Origin of the sequence: Anaerotruncus colihominis (genome assembly GCF_010206195.1) — a bacterium.
Taxonomy (GTDB): Bacteria; Bacillota; Clostridia; order Oscillospirales; family Ruminococcaceae; genus Anaerotruncus; species Anaerotruncus colihominis_A.
This window is the reverse complement of sequence record NZ_VIQT01000010.1, coordinates 199,948-222,905: the sequence shown is the minus strand read 5'-3', so window position 1 is coordinate 222,905 and position 22,958 is coordinate 199,948. Positions and strand designations below refer to the sequence as shown.

Here is a 22,958-nt window from a genome sequence, read left to right as displayed (position 1 = left end):
ACTGCTTCTACCGCTGTCTACCCCCGCCTGTGCAGCGCAATTGCGCCGCACAGGCGGTATAGACAGGCGCTAATCGTTCAGATAGCTTTTGACCAGCATTTGCAGCAGCTCATCGCGATCGATCCTGCGGATCAGGCTGCGCGCGTTATTATGCGTGGTGATATAGGTCGGATCCTCTGAAAGGATATAGCCGACGATCTGGTTGATGGGATTATACCCCTTTTGACGAAGCGCGTCATACACCTCAGTCAGGATGGCCTTCATCTGCTGCTCTTTATCCTCATGAATTGAAAAGGATATGGTTGGCTCGTGCATGGCTTTCACCTCGTTTGGGCAAGTTAAAAATACGCGGGAACGGGCTTGATAAACCCTGTCCTTATGTTCACCATTTTACAACATATTTCGCCGGATGGCAAGTGTATAAAACCTGGAGGCTGTTTAAAAAATAAAAATTCCTTTTTTGACATATGGGATGTATTGCGCATATAAAACCGGACATACGGCTATCCCGACGGCTTCTCCGCTGTAAAAGCTCTGAGGAAGCATCTATGCTATTGTATGGGACTGCCGGTGCAAATATTCTATGGGATATTTGACAGGCGCGGGAACAAAAAGAGCGGCCGCGCGATTGCGCGGCCGCTCCGGTTGTGCGTGCTGGTGTCCGCCGTCTCTCATTAACAGGCTCTTAACTGCGAAGCTGTGCGCCAATGGCGCCAAGCGCCTTGAGTGCGCGCTTGACGGCGGCGTCGGACTCCTCGTCGGTAAGCGTGCGGTCAGCCGCGCGCATTATCAGTGAATAAGCGACGCTCTTTTGACCCTCGGCGACCTGCGCGCCGCGGTAGACGTCGAACAGCGTCAACTCCTCAAGCGTGTTGCCGACGGCGGAACGGATCGCCTTTTCAAGCGCGGCGACCGGTAATGCGTCGTCGCAGATCAGCGCCAAATCGCGCGTCGCGGCTGGGAAACGCGGAAGCGGGCGATAGCCGCACTCGGGCGCGACGTTTTCAAACAGGACAATTTCGTCCAGGTAAGCGATATAGGCGCGCGTGCCGATCTGATAATTTTCACAGACAGCCGGATGAACCTCGCCGATCATACCGGCGCATTTCCCACCGGCCAGAATCTGCGCGCAGCGGCCGGGGTGGAACGCTGCGTCCTCCGCGCTGGATTCATATTCGCAGCCGTCCACACCTGCCGCGCGCAGTAGCGTTTCAACGATTCCTTTAAGCGCGAAGAAATCATAGGCGTCTCCATAAAGCCCAAGTGTTATTACTGGGCGCTCGTCAGGTAGCTCGCGACCCTTCTGCGGCAGATAGACGGTGCCGATCTCATAAAGCGCGGCGGCTTTGTTGCGGTTGTTGTAATTGCGCGCGAGCACCTCAAGCATCGACGGCACAGTCATGGTGCGCATGACGCTCGTATCTTCGCCGAGCGGATTTTGGATGGTGACGCAGGCGCGCAGCGGACTGTTGGCCGGCAGGTTGATTTTATCGTAATATTTGGGGCTGATAAAGGAATAGGTCGCGACTTCATAAAGCCCCTGGGCAAGCAGCGTTTGATGGATCAGACGTTCAAATTTCTGTTTGGCCGTATAACCGCCGTCAGCTGTGCCGCGGATGGCTGTAACGGGGATCTTGTCATAGCCGTAAAAGCGTGCGATCTCCTCGGCGATATCGGCCTTGTGCTCCAGGTCGCTGCGGAAGGAAGGGGGCAGGATATCGTCGCCGTCGATTTTGCATTCCAGGCGCGTGAGGATGCGGCGCATCTCCTCGACCGGGACCTCAATACCCAGAAAACGATTGATCCATTCGGGTTCAAGCTTGATACGGCGCGGCTCATGGCAGGCGTTGTCGACGTCGATCATGCCGCCGACGACCTCGCCCGCGCCGAGCAGCTCGACAAGCTCGCAGGCGCGCTGGACGGCCGGAATGGTGGTGGCGGGATCAAGCTGTTTTTCAAAGCGGCCGGAGGCCTCCGTGCGCATACCAAGCTTTTTGGCGGTCGTGCGCACGGACGGGCCGTCGAAGCAGGCCGATTCGAACACGATCATATTTGTATCGTCCATGATACCGCTGTATTCGCCGCCCATGACGCCCGCGACGGCGGAGGGCTTCGCCGCGTCGGCGATGACGAGCATCTCGGGGGACAGCGTGCGTGTGATGCCGTCAAGCGTCATAATGGTTTCACCAGGCCTGGCGTTGCGAACAATGATTTTTCCGCTCTCAACATATCTATAATCAAACGCGTGCATCGGCTGGCCATATTCCAGCATGACATAGTTTGTGATGTCGACAATGTTATTGATCGGACGCACGCCGCTGGCGCGCAGGCGCTCGCGCATCCAGCGCGGCGACGGTTCGATTTTGATATTTTTGACCATGCGCGCCGTGTAGCGCGGGCACAGCGCGGGGGCTGTGACCTCGACGGAAAGATAGCTGTGAATATCCTCGGCCGCGCCTTTGACGGCGGGCGCTTTGATGTTGAGCGGGCGATTGAACGTGACGGCCGCTTCGCGCGCCAGCCCCGTGACGGACAGACAATCCGGCCGGTTTGAGGTGATTTCAAATTCAACGCACGTGTCGTTTAGGCCGATCGCGGATTGAATATCTTGTCCGGGCGTCATATCAGGCTCCTGTAAAATGAAGATGCCGTCTTCAATCGCATAGGGAAAGTCGTGCGTTGTCAAACCAAGCTCGGCCAGCGAACAGAGCATACCGTTCGATTCAACGCCGCGCAGCTTGCCCTTTTTGATATGCGTGCCGTCCGGCAGCCAGGAATCGTGCATGGCGACAGGGACATAATCGCCGGCGTGCACATTCTGGGCGCCGGTGACAATCTGGACAGGCGCGCCTGTGCCGGCGTCGACCTGGCAGGTAAACATATGGTCGGAATCAGGATGACGGACGATTTCCGTCACCTTGCCGACAACGACGTTTTTGATCTTCTCGCCCTCCGTCTCATACCCTTCCACCTTGGAACCGGACATGGTCATCGCTTCGGCAAATTCATGGGCGGTAATCCCGCCGACATCCACATAGTCGGCGAGCCACTTCATTGATAAATTCATAGCATGCAGCCTCCTTGCAATCAGAACTGGTTTAGGAAACGCAGATCGTTTTCATAGAACAGACGCAGATCGTCGATGCCATAGCGGCGCATGACGATGCGTTCAAGGCCCATGCCAAACGCGAAGCCGCTGTATTCCTCCGGATCAATGCCGCAGATGGAGAGCACCTTCGGATGCACCATACCGCAGCCGAGCAATTCGATCCAGCCCTCGCCCTTGCACAGGCGGCAGCCCTCGCCATGGCAGGCGAAGCACTGCACGTCCAATTCGGCGGACGGCTCGGTGAACGGGAAGTGGTGCGGACGGAAACGCACGACGGATTCGTCACCGTAAAGGCGCTTGACGAACAGCTCCAGCGTTCCCTTCAGGTCGGCCATCGTGACTCCCCGGTCAACGACAAGCCCTTCGACCTGGTGAAAGAGCGGCGAGTGCGTCGCATCGACCGCATCGGAGCGGTAGACGCGCCCCGGCGCAATGACGCGAATAGGCGGCTTTTGTTTCTCCATTGTGCGCACCTGTACCGGAGACGTCTGCGTGCGCAGAATCACATTGTCGGAAATATAAAATGTGTCCTGCGTGTCGCGCGCCGGATGGTTTTTCGGGATGTTGAGCGCCTCGAAGTTGTAGTAATCCGTTTCGACCTCCGGGCCTTCCGCAATCGAAAAGCCCATGCCGAGAAAAATTTCCTTGACCTCGTCGAGCACCTTTGTCAAGGGGTGTGCCTTGCCAAGCGGCGCGGCACGCCCAGGCAGCGTTACGTCAAGTTTTTCAGCGTTTAGCCGGTGTTCAAGCTGCGCGGCGCGCACGGCAGATATACGCTCGTCGATCAGCCGTTCGATGGCGGCGCGCACCTCGTTGGCGAGCTGTCCGACTTTGGGGCGCTCCTCAGCGGAGAGCTTACCCATCTGCTTGAGAATAGCGGTCAACTCTCCCTTTTTGCCGAGATAGCGCACACGCAGGTCATCAATAGCCCGCGGATCGGCCGCTGAGCCCAGCGCCTCAGCGGCCTGCTTCTGAATGGTTTGCAGCGCGTTGATCATTTCTGGTTCATCCTTCCGTTAAAATGGAATGTGTAAACAGTATTATCTTTACAGTCTTTCGTCAGCTTTCAGGCGTGTGATAACAGCGGGAATATCAACTGATGATTTGCCAGCAGATTTTCTCCAAGGACAAAGAGCGTTGTATCGTCCGCATGGTACGCCCGAATATCGTCAGCCGCGCTGTCTGACGGCGTGAATCCGAGCGCCGTTGTATATAGATCGGGCGGCAGGAGTGCCGAAAGAATGTTATTGAGCGGCTGTTTCGTTTTTCCATACAAATCGTAGCACAACAATTCGCCGTCCATCGGCTCTGCGACAGCCGCCACGCCGCAGTCTTCAATGAAAAAGATCCGCTCCCTCAGGGACTGCGCGCAGTAAAACATGAGCAGGTCCCGGTTATCCAGCATTGGGAATGCGGAATAGGGGTTGCCTTCGGCATACAGCCGCAGGAACAGCGCACGATCGGCGCTGTCGTCCATATCAAGCCTGCGGACCTGCGTTTCCCGCCGTGCGATTGAACGCCGGTGGATCCATTCTTCTGTGGGAGAAAAGCCGAATTTCGGATAAAAGCCGCACGCGTTGTCGTTTGCAAACAGGTAAATGGCGTCGCATTGGCCGCGCCACTGTTGTAAAATCAACTCCATTAAAAACCGGCACAACCCACGTTCCCGGTAAGCAGGATCGGTCATCACAGTACCAATTTGGATATAGCGCCGGGCGCGCCCTTCAAAGACGGTATCCATCAGGTTGACGGAAACATTGGATACGGCGGTTTCCCCATCGAACAGGGTATAGGGGAGATAACGCGCTCCCCAGTAACCGCCCATAAACCACGACGCAAAGTCAAGGTCGAAGATTTTTCGCGCCAATGCGAAAAACGCTGTGTGTGCAGCCGGATTGTCCCGTACATTATGCTCCAAATGGTATACTTTTCCGCTTATTATACAATTATTCATAATACTCCTCCGCCAGATAGCGCATGGCCATTTTGCCGTGCTTTTACACAACAAAATAAAAACCGTCCGTCCACAAAGGGACGAACGGCAGAACGCCAATCCGTGGTACCACCCAAATTCCCACACGGCAACCCGCATAGACACTTTCGTGCCTGTAACGGGACATCCCGTCGCGGCCTACAACAAGATGCTTCAGCCGCGCCGCTCGCGGGCGAACTTCGCACTTTCGGCCATGGTTTGCTTTCAGCCGGCGGCAAACCTCTCTGTGATGGCGCTGCAAAGGGCTACTTTTCCCGTTCTTAGCGTTTTGATTCCTTGTATGATAACTGTATGACGGCTATTATAGCACGCTGGCATTCGTTTTGCAAGCGGTTTTGCGCCGCTTTTTAAAGGATCGCGTCGTCGTGGCCGCAGTCATCGTCGCCATCGTCAACAATTTCACCGACACGCATCCGACGGGCAATCTTCATTTCCTCCACCTGTTTATGGATCAGCTCTTTGACCTCACGTGGTTTCCTGATATTTTTCAGCTCAAGCTTGGGGAGGCTTTTGTCGGAGGACTGCACGAATACGGTTCCCACGCGGAAAATACGCTGCCACAACGAAATGGACAGGCTGATATCACGTACACGATAGAGGATGACCTCCTCCTGCTTCATATTAAGAAGCCCTGTTTCCAAAAACAGCCTGTCATCCGACAGGGAATAGCGGGTAAATGTGATGGGCATACCACAGATGCGCTTGCGGTCGTGCCAGAGAATTGTGATGCCTTCCATAATAAAAATCCTCCATTCCGCCGCGGAATGCGGCACAAACAGAAATAAAATGTTTCCCCGGCGGATGGGGGATTTTTTTCGCCGTCATTGCCGGTTGCCCCAAAGGGGCGAGGCAATGGGCGATTGAAAGCCAGTGTGAAAATTCACACTGTCCTCCATTCCGCCGCGGAATGCGGCACAAACAGAAATAGAATGTTCCCCCGGCGGATGGGGGATTTTTTTCGCCGTCATTGCCGGTTGCCCCGAAGGGGCGAGGCAATGGACGATTGAAAGCCAGTGTGAAAATTCACACTGTCCTCCATTCCGCCGCGGAATGCGGCACAAACAGAAATAAAATGTTCCCCCGGCGGATGGGGGATTTTTTTCGCCGTCATTGCCGGTTGCCCCGAAGGGGCGAGGCAATGGGCGATTGAAAGCCAGTGTGAAAATTCACACTGTCCTCCATTCCGCCGCGGAATGCGGCACAAACAGAAATAAAATGTTCCCCCGGCGGATGGGGGATTTTAACGCCATGATCTCCAAACCAATTTAAGCGGCGACCGAAAATCTCAATAGGTTTTAAAAAAGAATAGCATAGAATTGTGCGCTTGTAAAGCCGCCTGCCGCTTGATATGGATGTATCAGGGGGTTATAATAACCGCAGAGCGGTTATTATAACAGGTTATGCCCAACGGCTCGCCGCTTACGCGGCAACCGCCTTTTGATGGGCAATTATACCATGCCGCTTCGCGGACATGGTATAATAACCGCGGAGCGGTTATTATACCGGGTTATGGCCAGGGCGATACGCGGGCGCGGCCCGCTGCCGCCCCGATGGCCAATTATACCATGCCGCTTCGCAGACATGGTATAATAACCGCAGGGCGGTTATTATACGCGTTATGGCCAGGGCGATACGCGGGCGCGGCCCGCTGCCGCCCCGATGGCCAATTATACCATGCCGCTTCGCAGACATGGTATAATAACCGCAGGGCGGTTATTATACGCGTTATGGCCAGGGCGATACGCGGGCGCGGCCCGCTGCCGCCCCGATGGCCAATTATACCATGCCGCTTCGCGGACATGGTATAATATAGAAAATTGAGCAGGGGGGCAGCCCAGTGAAACAGATACAGATTGAGGTTTGTTGCGGTTCGGTTGAGGACTGCAAAAAAGCGCAGCACGCCGGCGCAAGCAGGATCGAGCTGGTACAGGCGCATACGCTCGGCGGATTGACGCCGTCAGCCGGGGAAGTGGCAATGGCTAAGCGCGCCGTCGACATTCCGGTTATGGCAATCATCCGGCCGCGCATGGCGGGCTTTTATTACAGCGAGGATGACTATGATGCAATGTGCTTTGACGCCCGGCATCTGCTGGAGCTTGGAGCGGATGGCATTGTGTTCGGATTTCTATTGCCGGACGGCTCTCTGGACTATGAGCGATGCGCGCGGTTCGTCGAGCTTGCGCGTAGCAAACAGACCGTGTTTCACCGTGCTATCGACATCACACGCGATCCGTTTAACGCCGTTGAGCGCTTGGTTGGGCTTGGTGTGACGCGTATTCTGACAAGCGGCTTTTCAGCGGGAAGCTATGACGGCCGCGCGCAGATATGCGCGCTTCAAAGGCAGTTTGGCGATCGCATCGAAATCATGGCCGGCGGCGGAATTACAGAGCAGAATATTGCCGCCCTGATCAAAGAAACCGGTGTGCGCCATGTGCATTTCGGGGGTACGGCGCGTTTCGCTGATCCGTCCTGCTCCTATAGGCCGGGTATCGCGTTCGGCGCGTCAGAGCTGCCGCCGGACGACTGTTATATCGCTGTCGATGAGTCGCGTGTGCGCGTTATGGCGGCCGCGGCGCGTACCGTAGTATAGACCCGGCAAAAACTTTAGTTGGCTGAACGTTTTATAGAAGAAGGCCGCCCGCGTCAGCGGGCGGCCTTTATGATTTGTTTAACCTGTCTGGTTTTACTTCAATGCTCCTTCACCGCCCATCAGCCTTGTCATTTCCTCCACCTTTTCCAAAGGAAAAGGCGGAAGCGCAACAGGCTTCATGGCCAACGACATAAGCTTCATGGGATTATCGTCCGCCGCAATACGGTTTGAACTTAATTTTCCGCAAATGCGGCAACGATGAATCACCGCCCATTCTCCATGCTTTCTGACCCATACGGCGATTGGTTCCATGACGCCGCCGCAATCAGCCATTCGGTCGCCCGGTTCATCGTCCAGATGCTGGCTGCATAAACAATTGGAGCAATGGTTTCGATGTGAGCTGCCAGCCCCGGCTGGGACGACCGTTCTTCCGCAAACCTTACATACAAAGCTTTCATGACAGGCATGTGTTTTAAAATACCCTTTTTCGAATGATTTTTTCTTATTGTCTCGTTTCATTACGAAACATCCTCCAAAAAGTAAAATGATACTTTTGGGAGGTTTGAGCCTAGATTGTCTTTCGCAAACCTCCCGGTTAGCAGACAATTACCGATGCACAGTTGTTTTTCATATACGCGCTCCTAAAAAATTATAATAACAAGTCCGGCAGGGGAGCCGATTGGCTCCACAAGCCACACATGTACATAATGATTTTATCACAGCTTCAACCTTTTGTCTACAGATAACTGTAAGGCTCCAGCTGTGACCAATCGCGCGCTGGCAAACACGGCGGATCCAACCGCGAACACAACCCACATGGAACCGCTTCCTTTCATTGGACTAGGCTAATTGCCTATGTAGGAACCCGATTTAGCCATCCGCGCACGTTCCTTGGAATAGCCGTAGAGCGCATCCGGAAAGTGCCCGCGCAGCGCGTCGATCACTTCTCTGGTGTCGCAATGGGAGAAGCCGCGAATACTGGCGGCATAATGGACGCCACTGCGGTCGTAAAAGTGGACGGCGGCGTTCGTACCGATCTGGACGCTGAGGGCGACCGGGTTCTCCGAAACAGGCAGGCCATTCAAAGTGAGATAGATCCATGCGGCGTCGCCATAGCTGAGAAAGCACGGCATATTGGAATTCTGCAAAGTGAAATAAATGCGCCGCGCGCCATACAGGAGCGTACCATTTTGAAGCGAAGCGGCCTCCTGTTCAATTTCCATACGATCCGAATTGGCGAGCATACGATAGCGTTCCAAGGTCGCCTTTCGGGAACGGCGGCCGACGAAAAAGAAAAGGATGCCGATTGTCAGCAGAACACCAAATGCCACCATGAACAGAAAAAGTGCGACGATTGAAACCGTTTGGATCAGGTAGCCAAATGGCATGCCCCAAAAAGTGCCTGTCTCAAAGACTGAAAAGGTCAGAAAAACCATAACCAGGCAGGCCGCCGAGATTGCCAGAAGCAGCAGCGGCCGGCGCGACCGACGCATCAGACGTTTGTAAAACTGGAACGACATCGTTTATTCCGCCTTTCCAAGCGTCCCCAGGCTCGCGGCCTTGAGGTAAGCGTTGATAAAACCGTCGAGATCGCCGTCCATAACAGCGTTGATATTGCCGCTTTCAAATCCGGTGCGGTGATCCTTAGCGAGCGTATACGGCATGAAAACATAGGAACGGATCTGCGATCCCCAGGCGATCTGCATCTGTTCGCCCTTGATCTCATTGATGTTGGCCAGGTGCTCACGCTCCTTGATTTCTACAAGCTTTGCCGTGAGCATTTTCATACACATCTCGCGGTTTTGAAACTGGCTGCGTTCATTTTGACACGAGACGACGATTCCGGTTGGGATGTGCGTCAGGCGCACGGCCGAGGAGGTTTTGTTGATATGCTGGCCGCCCGCGCCGGAGGAGCGGAACACATCCATCTTGATGTCCTCGGGATTGATTTCAACGGAGTGATCGTCGGGCAGCTCCGGCAGCACCTCGACTGAGGCAAACGACGTGTGCCGGCGGCCGGACGCGTCAAACGGCGAGACGCGCACAAGACGGTGCACGCCGGCCTCGGACCGCAGAAAGCCGTAGGCATTGCCGCCGGTGATCAGGATCGAGGCGCTTTTAAGACCCGCCTCATCGCCGTCGAGATAGTCCAGGATTTTATACGTAAAGCCGTGGCGTTCAGCCCAACGCGTATACATGCGGTAGAGCATCTGCGCCCAATCCTGCGCCTCTGTGCCGCCGGCGCCCGCGTGGAATGTCATAATGGCGTTGTTTGCATCGTATTCGCCGGTAAGCAGCGTGGAGAGCTTTTGAGTTTCAAGCTCGGACTCAAACTTTTCCACGTCGGCCAGGGCCTCCGGATAGACGGATTCGTCGTTTTCCTCATCGGCCAGCCCAATAAGCGTAAGCGTGTCGTCATAAAGGGCGTTTAGTTTGTCGCAGGCTTCCAGCTTGCCCCTGACGCGCGCTGTTTCAAGCTGGTTTTTCTGTGAACGCTCTACATCGTTCCAGAACCCGGGAGCCGTCGTCTGCTCCTCCAGCTCGGCGAGCTTTCTGCGCAGACCGTCATATCCGATCGCCTGCGCGAATTCGTCAAGCTCCGCGCGATGCGCTTCCAGGCGCAAACGCAGTTCCTCAAATTGCAGCATATAATAGGTTCCATCCTTTCTGGGGGGTGTGGTACGTGCCGGACGGGCGCAGTCCGCAAACCGAAAAGCAGGCACATATTATCAGCATATATTATAGTATTTTTTCCCGTTTAAGTAAAGATAATCTTTATTTGGGATACGGATTCCTAAGCTCCGTACAGCGTTTAAAAGCATCGAATCAGCGCATTTACACGAAAAATTCATAATTATACCCTTGAATTCCGGCAGGTTTCTTTGTATGATAACACATTAGAAGTAATGCGGGACCGTGCGGGTCTCAAAGGATCAGGGGTTGATTTCTTGGCAAATTATACGGGCGCGCGCTGCCCTGTGTGCAATAAGCGGTTCACAGACAACGACGATATTGTCGTTTGTCCGATCTGCGGCGCGCCGCACCATCGTGAATGTTACAACAGGCTGGGACATTGCGTCCTGGCGGAACTGCATATCGACGGGCATACCTGGCAGCCTCCCGAACGTGGGGAGAACGCCCAGGATCCGGATGCGGCTGTCTGCCCGGCGTGCGGCGCGAAAAATCCGGCGACGGGAATCTTCTGCCAAAAGTGCGGCGCGCCCTTGAGCCGGCAGCCCGCGGCGGGTTTTGGCGGGCAGACGCCATTGGGAGCGCAGCCGCCGTTCGGCCGGCCGGGCGGTCCCCAGGCAAATCCGTATACATCCGCGTTTGGCGGTCTTGACCCGGCCGAGGAAATCGAAGGCGTTTCAGCGCGTGATATCGCGCTGTATGTTGGAGAGAATTCCCAATATTTTTTGCCAAGGTTTAAGCAGATCGCTGGACGCAGCGGCTTTACCATCAATTTCAGCGCGCTGTTTTTCAACTTTTTTTATTTCTTCTACCGCAAGATGTACGGCATCGGCGCGGTTCTGCTCGGCCTCCTGGCGGCTTCACAGATCCCGACGCTGTTTGTTTTGCCGGAAACAATCCGGTTTGTTCTTTCACACATGGAGGATATCCTCAACGGATTTAACGTATTCAACTTGTTTGTACCGACAGAGCACCTGTGGGCGTACAGCGCGATGTACTACATGCGCTTTGTACTGCTGGCTGTGGGGATCGTGTTCGCATGCTTTGCCAACCGGCTGTACATGCGCCACGTGCTGAAAAACGTGCGCAAAATCCATGCGCGTTACGAGCAGTCGCCCAGCGGGTTCAACGACAACCGCTACACACAGGCGTTGGCGCATTACGGCAGGACCAACCGCGTCATCGTCATAATTGCGGCGGTTGGATGTGTGATCGCATACTTTGGCGTCTATATGGTCATGATGATGGCGATGATGCAATAAAATAAGGCCCGCCATCCGTGTGCGCGACGACGGGCCTGTCAGTCGGAGGGTTATTATGAAAGTTCGCAAGGCAGTCATTCCCGCCGCCGGATTGGGTACGCGCGTGCTGCCCGCATCCAAGGCCGTTCCGAAGGAGATGCTTCCGATTGTGGACAAGCCCGCCATCCAGTACATCGTGGAGGAGGCTGTCGCAAGCGGGATCGAGGATATCCTGATCATCACAAACCGCGGCAAATCGTTGATTGAGGACCATTTTGATCATGCGCCGGAATTGGAGGAAAAGCTGCTTTCCTCTGGCAAACAGGATTTGTATGACGAGGTGGTCGCCTTGGCGCGCCTGTGCAACATCCAGTATGTCCGCCAAAAGGAAACGCGCGGTCTGGGGCATGCGGTCTGGTGCGCAAAGTCCTTTGTCGGCAACGAGCCGTTTGCCGTGCTGTATGGAGACGACGTTATCATTTCCGACAAGCCCGCGATTGGCCAGTTGATCGGCGTGCATGAGGAGTTCGGCAAGGGCGTTGTCGGCATCAAGCAGGTAGCGCAGGAGCTGCTGCCGAGCTACTGCACGCTTGGCGTCAATGCGGTGCGCGATAATATTTACGATGTGTTCGACATGATTGAAAAGCCGATGCCTGAGGAGATTATTTCCAACTTTGCCATTCTTGGGCGTTGCGTGCTGACGCCGGATATTTTTGATATCCTTGAGCACACGCCGCCTTCCCGCAACGGGGAGGTGCAGTTGACCGACGCGATGCGCACCATTGCCCGCCACGGCGGCATGATGGGCATTGAATATGAAGGTACCCGCTATGATATGGGCAGCAAGCTTGGAATCCTGCAAGCGATCGTTGAGGTCGGCCTGAGCCATCCCGATATTGGGGCCGGTTTCCGCTCATATCTGCGAGAGATTTCACAGTCCCTGTGAATCACGCAAAGACAGCCTGGTAAAGCGAAAAAGGGCGGCCCGCCGGAGCGGGCCGCCCTTTTCTGGTTTCTCTCCCCTCACACTGTTACACGAACCTCGTCAAGATGATCGACCGCAATGTCCAATTCATCGAGAAGGTACTCGCAAAGCTCGTTATACAGGGAATCGTCCGGAAGATCGCCGTCGACATAGCGTGACTCGGCTTTGCGGATGACTGAGACAAGGTGATTGATTTCGTCGAGATATTCATTGAAGATTCGATAATAACGCTGCTTGCTGTTCATGATGTACTGCTCCTCTTTGAATCGTCATTCAAATGGATGACGTATACGTATATAATACGCTCCATTTGCTAGACTGTCAATGTAAACTTATCGTTACGAGGTCGTGCAAATGGAGCTGAACTATTACAGGCGCCTGCGCGAATTGCGGGAGGATCATGACTATTCGCAGGCCGATATTGGAAAGCGGTTGGGTATGTCCAAGCAACAGTATTTTTTGTATGAAAAGGGATACCGCGATATACCAACGCCAGTGCTAATCGCGCTTGCGGATCTGTATGGAACAAGCGTAGATTACCTGGTGGGACGCACGGACAATCCATCGCCCCCGCAGCGATGAGGTGTCCTTAAAGGACTATAACCGAATGGTTATTATTAAAATAATTATACGTCTTCCTTGATAAACTGTCAATAGAACTGAACAGTTGGATTGGGAGGCGAACAATGACGTCAAATTATTACAGAAGGCTGTATGATTTGCGCATCGACCATGACCTGACACAGAAAGATGTGGGCACATATCTTGGAATGAGCCAGCCGCAGTATTACCGCTATGAACGCGGATACCGCGACATCCCGACGCATGTCCTGATCGCGCTTGCAAAGCTTTATGACACAAGCGTCGACTACATTCTTGGCCTCACGGATGATCCCGAACCCCACAGGGAACATCCGGGTATATAATCCATACATTGAGGCTGATGGCAAAGCCGCCGCCCTAAAACATCGCCTTTGTTTTCTGAGGCGCTTTACTTATCAGCAGCCACGCCATCCGCCGCGAGGGACGCCGCGTTTTTTCGCGGCGTCCCTCGCTCTGCCATGTGATTGCGGATGGCTGCATAAATCCTGCCCTCGGCTGCCAACAATAAGGAAAGCGATTTTGCAGGAAAGCGAGGGGTTGCCGTTTGTTGGGCAGACGGGCCGCTGGAATTTATGTTGTATTGGTGCTGATTTTTACAGGTATGCTTTGCCGCATGTATGCGCTTTCAATGGGGGAGACGCTTTCATCCGCGGCCAATACGCAGAGCGCGTTTGTACTTGGCGTGGACGGCACGCGCGGGATTATTTATGATTGCAAGCTGCGTCCGCTCGTGGGCGAAAAAACGCATCTGGTGGCCGCGGTACAGCCGTCGCCCGAGGCGTTTACCGCGCTGACAGAAGCGCGTGAAAAGGGGCTTGACGCGCCGCTTCCCGACGAGGGACAGACAAAGCCGTATCTGATGGAGCTTGACGGCCATGAGGTTTATTCGCGCGGCGTCGAAATGTTTGAGGCGGTCCAGCGGTATTCGAACGATCAGCTTGCGCCGCATATCGTCGGTTATCTCAACCCGGAAAAGACGAACGGCGTCGCCGGTATAGAAATGGCGTATGACGATTTGCTGCGCCAATACGACGGCAGCCTCAAGCTGCGTTATACGCTCGATGCGGCGGGCAGATCGCTTTCGCTCGGCGCGCCGGAGATCGTGCAGGACAACTATAAAAGCGAGGGCGGCGTGGCGCTCACGATCGACGCGGACATCCAGCGCGCGGCGCAGCGGGCGATGAAGGATGTCAAAAAGGGGGCGGCTGTTGTGATGGACGTCGAAACGGGAGATATCAAAGCGTCGGTCTCCATGCCCGCCTATGATGCCAACAACCTTGCGGACAGCCTGCACAATCCGGATGGACCGTTTGTCAACCGTGCGTTTTCACAGTACAGCGTCGGTTCCACCTTTAAGCTCGTTGTAGCCGCAGCCGCTTTGGAGAGCGGTTACGGCCGTTATACGCCGTATACCTGCAAGGGCTATGAGGATGTTGAGGGACATATCTTTTACTGCCACTGGCGCAACGGGCACGGTGAAATCGATTTAAAAAAGGCCATCGAAGTGTCCTGCAATCCGTTCTTCATCGATCTGGGGTTGCGCGTGGGCGGTAAACGCATCGTGTCGATGGCGCGTGAAATCGGCTTTTCGCGTGCGGCCCAGTTTACCGACGATATCAAAACACAAAGCGGGACCCTGCCGGATGACACGGAGCTGTCGCTTGATACGGCCGTGGCCAACTTTTCGTTTGGACAGGGGTCCCTGACCGCCACACCGATCCAGGTGGCGCAGATGATCTGTACCGTCGCAAACGGAGGCTACGCTGTGACGCCCCGCCTGGTGGAGGGATTCACAGACGACGGAAAAACCTATTACGAGCATACGGCCGCATATGCGCCAAGCCAGGTATTTTCAAAACGAACTTCCGATATCCTGCGCGAATGCCTTGTTTCCAATGTTGAGAAGGGCAGCGGCATGAAAGCAAAGCCCTCGTTTGGAACGGCCGGCGGAAAAACAGCCTCGGCGCAGACCGGCGTTTATGAAACGCCGGGCGAGGAGGACAGCGAGATCGTACACGCATGGTTTGCCGGCTACTTTCCGGCTGAAACGCCCAAATACGCGATTGTTGTGCTGGTGGAGGGCGGCGATTCCGGTTCCGATGTGGCCGCGCCGATCTTTAAGGAGATTGCAGACGAAATCCTGCTGCGCGAGATGTGATCCGCTTGTAATCGTGCGGCAAAAGCGGTATAATAACTGGTAATACCAATTCATGGTTCCAATAACTCCGGACGCGGAGCGCGTTTGGATGACAGCCTGTGAGGGGATACGCTGTATGAGTGCATATATCATTGTGACCGATTCAAATGCCGACCTGGTGCCGGACTTTGCGGCTGAAAATCAGATTTTGGAGCTTGAGCTTACGTATACGATCGACGGCAGCACCTATCGCTGCAACGATCCCGCGCTTTCCCGGCACGCGTTTTATGACATGATGCGCGCGGGGAAGATGCCGATCACAGCGCAGGTCAATGTCGAGGAGGCGCGCACACAGCTGGAAGAGCAGCTCAAGCATGGGAACGACCTCTTATGCATCATGTTTTCCTCCGCGCTTTCCGGTACGTATAACAGCGTGCGCGTCGCCGCGCAGGAGCTTGAGGCAAAGTATCCGGAGCGCCGTGTCGTCGTGATCGATTCGCTCGCAGCGTCCGCGGGACAGGGGATGCTGGTCGCGCGTGCCGTGAATTACAGGGAACAGGGCCTGCCGCTTGAGGAAAATGCGGCGCGCATACATGAGGATATTTTACATCAGGCGCATCTGTTCACGGTTGACGACCTCAATCATCTGCACCGGGGCGGACGCGTTTCCGCGGCGACGGCGCTTGTGGGCACTATGCTGGGCATCAAGCCGGTGCTGCATGTGGACGACGAGGGCCGGCTGATCCCAACGGGCAAGGTGCGCGGGCGTAGGCAGTCGCTGCTCGCGCTCGTCGAGGGCATGGCGCGCCAGATGGATCGCGCGCGGTGCGACCGTTTCGCCATCAGCCACGGCGATTGCATTGAGGACGCGCAGTTTGTGGCTGACGAGGTGTGCAAACGCTTTGGGCTGTGCGACTACAGCATCAGCTATGTCGGCCCGACGATCGGCGCACATTCCGGCCCGGGGACGGTCGCGCTGTTTTTCTATGCAAAGCAGCGGTGACGCTTTACCGCATCTGTGTGCGGACATCCATACACGGATGCGGCTTGGTGAAAAACAGTTGAAATTTGGAATTGCATATGGTATAATCTTTTAGTATTTGAAATAAGAGCATGACCGGTGTGTGCCCAGACATGCGGGTATGCGGGTCCTGTGCGACAGAGCGCCGTGAACCATGTCAGGCGGGGAACCGAGCAGCATTAAGCGGTTTGTGATGTGCGCCGCAGGTAATCTGCATGCCCGCATATGTGGGCACACACTTTTAGAACCTGTATTCGCAGCCGGGAAATGCTGGATAGACGAGGGATTTTGTATCCGGTCAAGGCATATTTTCGCAGGCGGGCTGCCGCCCGGCAAGAAAATTTAACGCAAAGCGGGGCAAAAGCCCCATCCAGACAGCGTTAAACGGCAGTGAATACAGGTTCTTATTGCCGGCCGGGAGGTGAAAACGATGTATCAGGCGCTTTACCGAAAGTGGCGGCCGAAAACGTTCGACGATGTGGTCGGGCAGGCTCATATCACCGCCACGCTGAAAAACGAGGTGGCTGCGGGCAAATTTTCACATGCATATCTGTTTACCGGCTCGCGCGGGACCGGCAAGACGACCTGCTCGAAAATCGTTGCAAAGGCGGTCAACTGCGAGCGGCCCGTTGACGGCAATCCGTGCAACGAATGCGCCGCCTGCCGCGGTATTGACGACGGTTCGGTGCTCGACGTCGTGGAGATCGACGCTGCGAGCAACAACGGCGTCGACAACATCCGCCAGCTCCGTGAGGAGGCGTATTTTCTTCCTTCCACCGTCAAATACCGCGTATATATTCTCGACGAATGCCACATGCTTTCACAGGGCGCGGTCAACGCCCTGCTGAAAATTCTGGAGGAGCCGCCGGAACATGTTGTGTTTATCCTGGCCACCACGGAAATACACAAGGTGCTGCCAACCATTCTTTCGCGCTGCCAGCGGTTCGATTTCCACCGCATCCGTTCGCGCGTCATCGCGGACAGGCTCCTCTATATCGCGGGGCAGGAGTCTTTTTCCCTCGCTGACGACGCTGCTCTTCTGATCGCGCGCCTGTCAGACGGAGGTATGCGCGACGCGCTCTCGCTGCTTGACCTGTGCGCTTCGTTTGGAACCGACATTACCGTGCAGGCGGTGACGCAGGCCGCCGGGCTGGCCGGGCAGTCGCATCTGTTTGAAATCGCCGATGCGGCGATCGCGCGCGACCCGGCCGCGGCGCTCATGGTCGTCGGACGCCTGAGCGAACAGTCGTGCGATTTTTCGCGCCTGTGCGAGCAGATGATCGGCCATTACCGCAATTTGATGATTGTCAAAACAGTCCGTGAGGCGGACGATCTCGTACAGGGCACGCCAGAGGATTTAGAGCGTCTGTGTACGCAGGCCGGCAGGATTTCGCTCGGTGCAATCATGTATGCGCTCGGCGTTCTGCAAAACGCCGCGACGGGCCTGACGCGCACGGCGTTTAAACGCACGGAGCTGGAGATGGCGATTGTCCGCCTGTGCGACGAGCGCATGGGCGACGGCCTGGAGGGCGTGCTGGACCGTCTGGAGAAGCTGGAGAAGGCGGTGCGTCTTGGCGCCGCACAGGCGCCGGCCGCGCCGCCAGCGCCGCCGGAAGCGTCCGGGGCGGCGGATATGCAGCCCGCGGCCCCGATCAATGCGAAGCCGGTATCCGCCGCAGTCCCTTCAAAGCCGAAATCAACGGGCGGCACGGCGCAGGTGACACCGTTCGGCGATTGGGCGCGCGTATTGGAGGAGCTCGCAAAAATCAATGCGGCTTTGCGCGGCGCAATGAACGATTCACGGGCGTTTGTACATGGCGAAATGATGCTGATCGACTGTCAAAACGAACTGTTCCGCACGCTTTTGCGCACCAGTATTGCTGCAAAGGAGAGCCTGCGTGACGCGATTTTAGCAGTCACAGGGCATAAATATAATCTTGGACCATATAACCCCGGCAAGTACGCGCCTGCCGCTGCGCCGTCAGATCCTCTGGAAGGGATGCTCAAAAGGGCGAGCGAGCTGGACGTGCCTGTCGAACTGAAATAAAAAGGCCCGTGAAATTGGGCCGCTTGTGTTGGAGGAATGAATCAGATGAAAGCAAGATTGCCGCAGGGAATGGGCGGGGGCCCGCAGAATATGAACGCGATGATCCGTCAGGCGCAGAAAATGCAGGAGGATATGAAAGCAAAGCAGGAGGAACTTGAACAGCTCACGTTCAAGACGACATCCGGCGGCGGTATGGTCGAGGTGACGATCAGCGGTAAAAAGGAGGTCCAGTCGATCGTTCTCAAGCCTGAAATTGTCGACCCCGAGGACATCGATATGCTCCAGGATTTGATTGTCGCGGCTGTCAACGAAGCGATCCGTACGGTTGAGGAGACAACAAACGCCGAGATGGAGAAGATCACTGGAAGCCTCCAGATTCCTGGTATGATGTAACGTGTGATGGCGTATCATGTAGTACCGCTTGTAAAGCTGATTGAACAGTTTGAGAGGTTGCCTGGTATCGGGCGCAAATCGGCGCAGCGCCTCGCGTTTTATGTGCTCAATCTGCCGCGCGACAAGGCGCAGCAGTTTGCCGACGCGATTGTTGAGGCGCATGATAAAATTAAAAAGTGCAGTATTTGTCAAAGCCTGACTGAAACAGAAGTTTGTCCAATCTGTTCGGATAAATCACGCGATGCGTCCATAATCTGCGTTGTGGAAAATTCGCAGGATGTGCTCGCGTTCGAGCGTACGCGGGAGTATAGAGGGTTGTACCATGTGCTGCACGGATTGATCTCGCCAATGGATGGTATCGGGCCGGAACAGCTTCATATCAAAGAGCTGCTTGCGCGCATTTCAGCCGGCGGCGTCGACGAGGTCGTCATGGCGACAAATCCAACGGTTGAAGGCGAGGCGACTGCGATGTATATTGCGCGCCTGCTCAAACCGATGGGCGTGCGCGTGACGCGCCTTGCATATGGAATTCCAGTCGGCGGCAACTTGGAATACGCCGACGAAGTGACGCTGTTCCGTGCGCTTGAGGGGCGAAGCGAACTTTAATTACATAGGGTTCGTACCTGTGCCGTCCATGCAGACGGTTTTTCACAGAAAGGATGGGGCGTTTCTTCAAACGCCGGACAATAGATGTTTCAATTTGGTGATTCCGGACGTGAGGAACTTAAGCGCGCGCTCAAATTCGCCGTAACCGGCGTCGGCAACACCGTGGTCGACTTTGTTGTTTTTACCGTGTTGGCTGTGTGGCTCGGCGCCAATGTTTCGTTTTCACAATTCTGCGGATATTCTGCGGGGATGCTCAACAGCTATCTGATCAACCGAAGCTGGACCTTTCAAACAAAGGATCGCTTTTTCAGTTTGCAAATGGCGCGTTTTGTAGCGGCCAATGTGGCGGTTATGCTTTTAAGCATGGCCCTGATTCAGGCGGGAATCGTTTATCTTGGAATGAGCAAACTCGTGGCGAAGCTGTTTACAACAGCTTTTACAATTGCGGTTAATTTCTTAATCAGTCGATTTTGGGTATTCCGAAAGTAGATTCCATGGAAAGGGGGAAACATCTGTGGAAAAGGTATCCACCAAAACAATTTCAGTCAATAAAAAAGCGCGTCACGATTACTTCGTGGAGGAAAGCTTTGAAGCCGGCATCGAGTTGTTTGGAACCGAGGTCAAATCGCTGCGCAAAAATGCATGCAACCTCAAGGACAGTTGGTGCGATATCACCGGTGGGGAACTTTTTATCAAGCAGATGCATATTTCCCCATATGAACAGGGCAATATTTTTAACAAGGACCCATACCGGCCACGGCGGCTTTTGATGCATCGTCGTGAAATTAATAAGCTTATGGGACTGATTGCACAGCAGGGGTACACATTGATTCCGCTGTCCCTTTATTTTAAAGGGTCGCGTGTCAAGGTACAGCTTGGATTGTGCAAGGGCAAGAAGCTTTATGATAAGCGCGACGACATGGCGCGCCGCGCGGCACAGCGCGATATTGACCGCGCCTTGCGGGATAGACAAAAGGCGTAAAACTGTGTATAATACAAATGGGAGCGATTCTCCCTTACTATGGGGATGTAAAGGTTTCGACGGGGATCTCGAAGTCCAGGCAGCGGGTAGAGGAGCATGCGCCTCTATAAAAGTATGACGTTTTTAAATTAGACGACAACGATAATTTAGCTTTTGCGGCTTAATTAAGCCGCCGTTCCGCCGCGGAGTACCACGGCTGCGGATGGGGCGTCGATGAGTGGTGAACGATCGGTCCGAGCGCCTCGTAGGGCATGATTGTATTGGGGGCTACCAAACTGCATAGCCTGTCGGACGGCGATGCGGCGCGGGAATCTTAAAAGACCGACTGCACCCGGAGAAGCTTGGGTGGACTGGTTTTCGGACAGGGGTTCAATTCCCCTCATCTCCACCACCGGGTAAGGGCCTGGAGCCATTTCGCGCTCCGGGCCTTTTCCTATATCTAAAACAACTGCCCGCGTCTGGGGTGGTTCTAAACTGGGCAGGCTTGCCATTTTAGTTGCTGATCGAACTCTTGGAGCTGGGTTCGATGGGAGAAGCATCAGCTCCGTCAAATGGATATTGCGTGAACACCCGCTTTTTCAAAGGCGGCTTTTCTGTATTGGTGTGGCTGTGATGTCGAAACAACACAGGGGATGTCAAGAAATCTTGTCTTGACATCCCCTGTGTTATTATACCTATGAGGCGCTTTCGATTATACCAGCATGTTCTTCCTGTTACACTGAACATGGTCTATACACCTGAAAAAGCCGTGTTAAAAAAGAGCAACACAAAAAAGCCTGCCGTAAACAGGCTGAAGCAAAAGGAAAATGTGTAAATCATGTGTCAGATAGAGGGGGGCGTGAGTAAGACAGGGACAGATAAACAGGTCCCGTGGCTGAGCTTATCAAGCGTTTTTAATGAGGATTGAACTTTGGCGCGCTCAATTTGGGCATAGCCTTTCACACTCAGTCCGCTTTTCCAGGCCAATTCCTCTTGGGACAGATTGTTTTCATTGCGGAAACGCAGTAGATTGAACGCCAAAATATCTTTTGATTCCACAATGGCCCCTCCTTGAAGTCATTAGGGTCATTGTAAAATAAAGTGGGATTTTTATCCAGGTGTAATTGGTTCTTGACAAAGAATGAGTCCAGTATTCTGATTGATTTGTTCATGTGCGATTTTCACATACCTATTTATGTTTGGAGGATATTGTTGAAATCTTAGCATTGAATTTCAGTTGTGTAAAAGGGCAATTATTTCACAAAGGCCATCAAAAAGAAATATGCAAATACAAATTTAGCAGAAACGACAAAAAAGCTCGAAATGATTTTGCGAATAATCCAATTGACAAGCAAAAGGCAAGTTGCTAAAATAAAGAAAACGTTAAAGTTGATGTTTAATAGAAGGCGAAACGAAGCCTTTTATATTTATGCCTTTTACTAAAACGTTAACTATAACAATAATTAAAACAAGGAGGATTTATCATGGGAAACAAAAAGATTCGTCTTGGACTTGTCGGCGTCGGCAACTGTGCGGCGTCCTTGGTGGAGGGAATCGTCTTTTACAAGGATCAGGAAACTGCAGACAGAGTCGGCGGTCTGATGCATTATAATGTCGGAGGATACGAGCCGCAGGACATCCAAGTCGTCGTAGGTTTTGATGTCGATGCCAAGAAAGTCGGTAAGGACGTCAGCCAGGCGATTTGGGAAAAACCGAACTGTGCCTATAAGATCTGCGATGTTCCGCATCTCAACGCGCCTGTATTAAAGGCCCCGGTGCTGGATGGAGCTCCCGAACATCTGCGTCATTACTACGGCAAGGATTATTTTGTTATCGATGAAAACCAGCAGCCCGTTGATGTTGCGCAGACCTTGATCGATTATAAGGTTGATGTCATTCTGATCAATTTGCCGACCGGTTCCCATGATGCGGTCCGTTTCTATGTAGATTGCGCCAAGAAGGCAAAATGCGGCGTGGTCAACGGCATCCCCGAATTCATCGCTTCCGACCCGAAGATCGCTGCTGAATGCAAAGAAGCCGGTATCCCTGTGCTTGGCGACGATTGGAAAAGCCAGATTGGCGCTACCATCGTTCATCGCGCGCTTGCCAAGCTGTTCGAGGACCGTGGCATCCGGATTGATAAATCCTATCAGCTCAACTTTGCGGGCAACACGGATTTCATCAACTTGGTTATGCGCGGCGAAACGAAGCATGTTTCCAAACATGACGCGATCTCCTCGATTCTGAAGAAGAAGGATACTGCAATTGCTCCCGGCTTCGCTTTTGTGGATAATCAGGGCGATCAAAAAACCGCGGAGATTTACATAGAAGGAGCCAAATTTGGCAACGCGCCTGTTAAGCTTCAACTCCATCTTGAAGTTGAGGATGCGCCGAATTCCGGAGGAATCAGCATCGATGCGGTTCGCTGCTGTATGCTGGCGAAGGACCGCGGCATTTCCGGAGCGATTGAAGCGCCTTCTTCCTATTTCTTCAAGCATCCGCCTGTTCAGTTTACCGACGATGTCTGTAAGGAGAAGGTCAACGATTTCATCGCTGGTAAATAAACGATCCGCTGGCTTAC

General features: G+C 54.2%; 23 protein-coding genes, 2 other RNA genes and 1 other annotated feature. Of the genes, 15 read left to right on the top strand and 10 right to left on the bottom strand.

Annotated elements, in window-relative coordinates:
* Window positions 1-69: 69 nt before the first annotated feature.
* The 5 genes from FMM72_RS08895 to FMM72_RS08875 all read right to left on the bottom strand — a co-directional run bounded on the left by FMM72_RS08895 (window position 70) and on the right by FMM72_RS08875 (window position 5,839).
* The gene (locus FMM72_RS08895; protein ID WP_160209631.1) at window positions 70-315 is read right to left on the bottom strand and encodes an IreB family regulatory phosphoprotein; all 246 of its coding nucleotides are present in this window, start codon (window positions 313-315) and stop codon (window positions 70-72) included.
* Between the two features lie 370 nt (window positions 316-685).
* Complete coding sequence (gene pheT / locus FMM72_RS08890; protein WP_162221215.1) at window positions 686-3,067, bottom strand: phenylalanine--tRNA ligase subunit beta; 2,382 nt, start codon at window positions 3,065-3,067, stop codon at window positions 686-688.
* Between the two features lie 20 nt (window positions 3,068-3,087).
* Window positions 3,088-4,107, bottom strand: coding sequence for a phenylalanine--tRNA ligase subunit alpha (gene pheS, locus FMM72_RS08885; RefSeq protein ID WP_160209629.1), 1,020 nt, complete (start codon window positions 4,105-4,107; stop codon window positions 3,088-3,090).
* A 68-nt stretch (window positions 4,108-4,175) separates the two neighbouring features.
* Window positions 4,176-5,063 carry a GNAT family N-acetyltransferase gene (locus FMM72_RS08880; protein ID WP_162221214.1) on the bottom strand — a complete coding sequence of 296 codons (888 nt, stop codon included), beginning with the start codon at window positions 5,061-5,063 and terminating at the stop codon, window positions 4,176-4,178.
* 73 nt (window positions 5,064-5,136) lie between these two features.
* Window positions 5,137-5,373, bottom strand: a binding site (T-box leader).
* 76 nt (window positions 5,374-5,449) lie between these two features.
* Window positions 5,450-5,839 carry a PH domain-containing protein gene (locus tag FMM72_RS08875; RefSeq protein ID WP_160209627.1) on the bottom strand — a complete coding sequence of 130 codons (390 nt, stop codon included), beginning with the start codon at window positions 5,837-5,839 and terminating at the stop codon, window positions 5,450-5,452.
* A 1,100-nt stretch (window positions 5,840-6,939) separates the two neighbouring features.
* Between FMM72_RS08875 and FMM72_RS08870 the strand changes: the two genes are divergently transcribed.
* Window positions 6,940-7,692 carry a copper homeostasis protein CutC gene (locus tag FMM72_RS08870; protein ID WP_162221213.1) on the top strand — a complete coding sequence of 251 codons (753 nt, stop codon included), beginning with the start codon at window positions 6,940-6,942 and terminating at the stop codon, window positions 7,690-7,692.
* A gap of 93 nt (window positions 7,693-7,785) precedes the next feature.
* Here FMM72_RS08870 and FMM72_RS08865 read toward each other — a convergent pair whose 3' ends face one another.
* From FMM72_RS08865 to prfB, 3 genes are all read right to left on the bottom strand, one after another.
* On the bottom strand, window positions 7,786-8,211 hold the full coding sequence (locus FMM72_RS08865; RefSeq protein ID WP_160209625.1) for an RNHCP domain-containing protein: 426 nt from the start codon (window positions 8,209-8,211) through the stop codon (window positions 7,786-7,788).
* Between the two features lie 326 nt (window positions 8,212-8,537).
* The gene (locus tag FMM72_RS08860) at window positions 8,538-9,212 is read right to left on the bottom strand and encodes a hypothetical protein (protein ID WP_162221212.1); all 675 of its coding nucleotides are present in this window, start codon (window positions 9,210-9,212) and stop codon (window positions 8,538-8,540) included.
* Between the two features lie 3 nt (window positions 9,213-9,215).
* Window positions 9,216-10,340 (bottom strand): peptide chain release factor 2, encoded by a 1,125-nt coding sequence (gene prfB / locus FMM72_RS08855; RefSeq protein WP_160209623.1) that lies wholly within the window; start codon window positions 10,338-10,340, stop codon window positions 9,216-9,218.
* A gap of 300 nt (window positions 10,341-10,640) precedes the next feature.
* Here prfB and FMM72_RS08850 point away from each other — a divergent pair, with 300 nt between their 5' ends.
* Both FMM72_RS08850 and galU read left to right on the top strand, forming a co-directional pair.
* Window positions 10,641-11,645: an RING finger protein gene (locus FMM72_RS08850; protein ID WP_162221211.1), complete on the top strand. Its 1,005-nt coding sequence runs from the start codon at window positions 10,641-10,643 to the stop codon at window positions 11,643-11,645.
* Window positions 11,646-11,700: 55 nt separating this feature from the next.
* On the top strand, window positions 11,701-12,570 hold the full coding sequence (gene galU / locus FMM72_RS08845) for a UTP--glucose-1-phosphate uridylyltransferase GalU (RefSeq protein WP_180322905.1): 870 nt from the start codon (window positions 11,701-11,703) through the stop codon (window positions 12,568-12,570).
* A gap of 77 nt (window positions 12,571-12,647) precedes the next feature.
* On the opposite strand, the gene FMM72_RS08840 is transcribed toward galU, so the two are convergent.
* Window positions 12,648-12,854, bottom strand: a complete 207-nt coding sequence (locus FMM72_RS08840) for a hypothetical protein (protein ID WP_162221210.1) — start codon at window positions 12,852-12,854, stop codon at window positions 12,648-12,650.
* A 109-nt stretch (window positions 12,855-12,963) separates the two neighbouring features.
* On the opposite strand from FMM72_RS08840, the gene FMM72_RS08835 reads away from it, so the two are divergent.
* From FMM72_RS08835 to ssrA, 11 genes are all read left to right on the top strand, one after another.
* A complete protein-coding gene (locus FMM72_RS08835; RefSeq protein ID WP_006876259.1) occupies window positions 12,964-13,191 on the top strand; it encodes a helix-turn-helix domain-containing protein in 228 nt (75 codons plus the stop codon).
* 104 nt (window positions 13,192-13,295) lie between these two features.
* Window positions 13,296-13,535, top strand: coding sequence for a helix-turn-helix domain-containing protein (locus tag FMM72_RS08830; protein ID WP_160209620.1), 240 nt, complete (start codon window positions 13,296-13,298; stop codon window positions 13,533-13,535).
* Window positions 13,536-13,756: 221 nt separating this feature from the next.
* On the top strand, window positions 13,757-15,370 hold the full coding sequence (locus FMM72_RS08825; protein WP_160209619.1) for a peptidoglycan D,D-transpeptidase FtsI family protein: 1,614 nt from the start codon (window positions 13,757-13,759) through the stop codon (window positions 15,368-15,370).
* A gap of 115 nt (window positions 15,371-15,485) precedes the next feature.
* Window positions 15,486-16,352 carry a DegV family protein gene (locus FMM72_RS08820; protein WP_162221209.1) on the top strand — a complete coding sequence of 289 codons (867 nt, stop codon included), beginning with the start codon at window positions 15,486-15,488 and terminating at the stop codon, window positions 16,350-16,352.
* Between the two features lie 139 nt (window positions 16,353-16,491).
* Window positions 16,492-16,590: signal recognition particle sRNA small type (gene ffs, locus FMM72_RS08815), an RNA gene on the top strand.
* A 210-nt stretch (window positions 16,591-16,800) separates the two neighbouring features.
* Window positions 16,801-18,417 carry a DNA polymerase III subunit gamma/tau gene (dnaX, locus tag FMM72_RS08810; RefSeq protein ID WP_160209617.1) on the top strand — a complete coding sequence of 539 codons (1,617 nt, stop codon included), beginning with the start codon at window positions 16,801-16,803 and terminating at the stop codon, window positions 18,415-18,417.
* Between the two features lie 45 nt (window positions 18,418-18,462).
* Window positions 18,463-18,810 (top strand): YbaB/EbfC family nucleoid-associated protein, encoded by a 348-nt coding sequence (locus FMM72_RS08805; RefSeq protein WP_160209616.1) that lies wholly within the window; start codon window positions 18,463-18,465, stop codon window positions 18,808-18,810.
* 6 nt (window positions 18,811-18,816) lie between these two features.
* Window positions 18,817-19,416: a recombination mediator RecR gene (gene recR, locus FMM72_RS08800; RefSeq protein ID WP_162221208.1), complete on the top strand. Its 600-nt coding sequence runs from the start codon at window positions 18,817-18,819 to the stop codon at window positions 19,414-19,416.
* A gap of 84 nt (window positions 19,417-19,500) precedes the next feature.
* The gene (locus tag FMM72_RS08795) at window positions 19,501-19,905 is read left to right on the top strand and encodes a GtrA family protein (RefSeq protein ID WP_162221207.1); all 405 of its coding nucleotides are present in this window, start codon (window positions 19,501-19,503) and stop codon (window positions 19,903-19,905) included.
* 25 nt (window positions 19,906-19,930) lie between these two features.
* The gene (gene smpB, locus FMM72_RS08790) at window positions 19,931-20,398 is read left to right on the top strand and encodes an SsrA-binding protein SmpB (protein ID WP_160209613.1); all 468 of its coding nucleotides are present in this window, start codon (window positions 19,931-19,933) and stop codon (window positions 20,396-20,398) included.
* Window positions 20,399-20,439: 41 nt separating this feature from the next.
* Window positions 20,440-20,789: a transfer-messenger RNA gene (gene ssrA / locus FMM72_RS08785) on the top strand.
* Window positions 20,790-21,220: 431 nt separating this feature from the next.
* Here the strand turns inward: ssrA and FMM72_RS08780 are convergent.
* On the bottom strand, window positions 21,221-21,436 hold the full coding sequence (locus tag FMM72_RS08780) for a helix-turn-helix transcriptional regulator (RefSeq protein WP_162221206.1): 216 nt from the start codon (window positions 21,434-21,436) through the stop codon (window positions 21,221-21,223).
* A gap of 425 nt (window positions 21,437-21,861) precedes the next feature.
* Here FMM72_RS08780 and FMM72_RS08775 point away from each other — a divergent pair, with 425 nt between their 5' ends.
* Window positions 21,862-22,941 carry an inositol-3-phosphate synthase gene (locus FMM72_RS08775; RefSeq protein WP_160208955.1) on the top strand — a complete coding sequence of 360 codons (1,080 nt, stop codon included), beginning with the start codon at window positions 21,862-21,864 and terminating at the stop codon, window positions 22,939-22,941.
* Window positions 22,942-22,958: the final 17 nt, after the last annotated feature.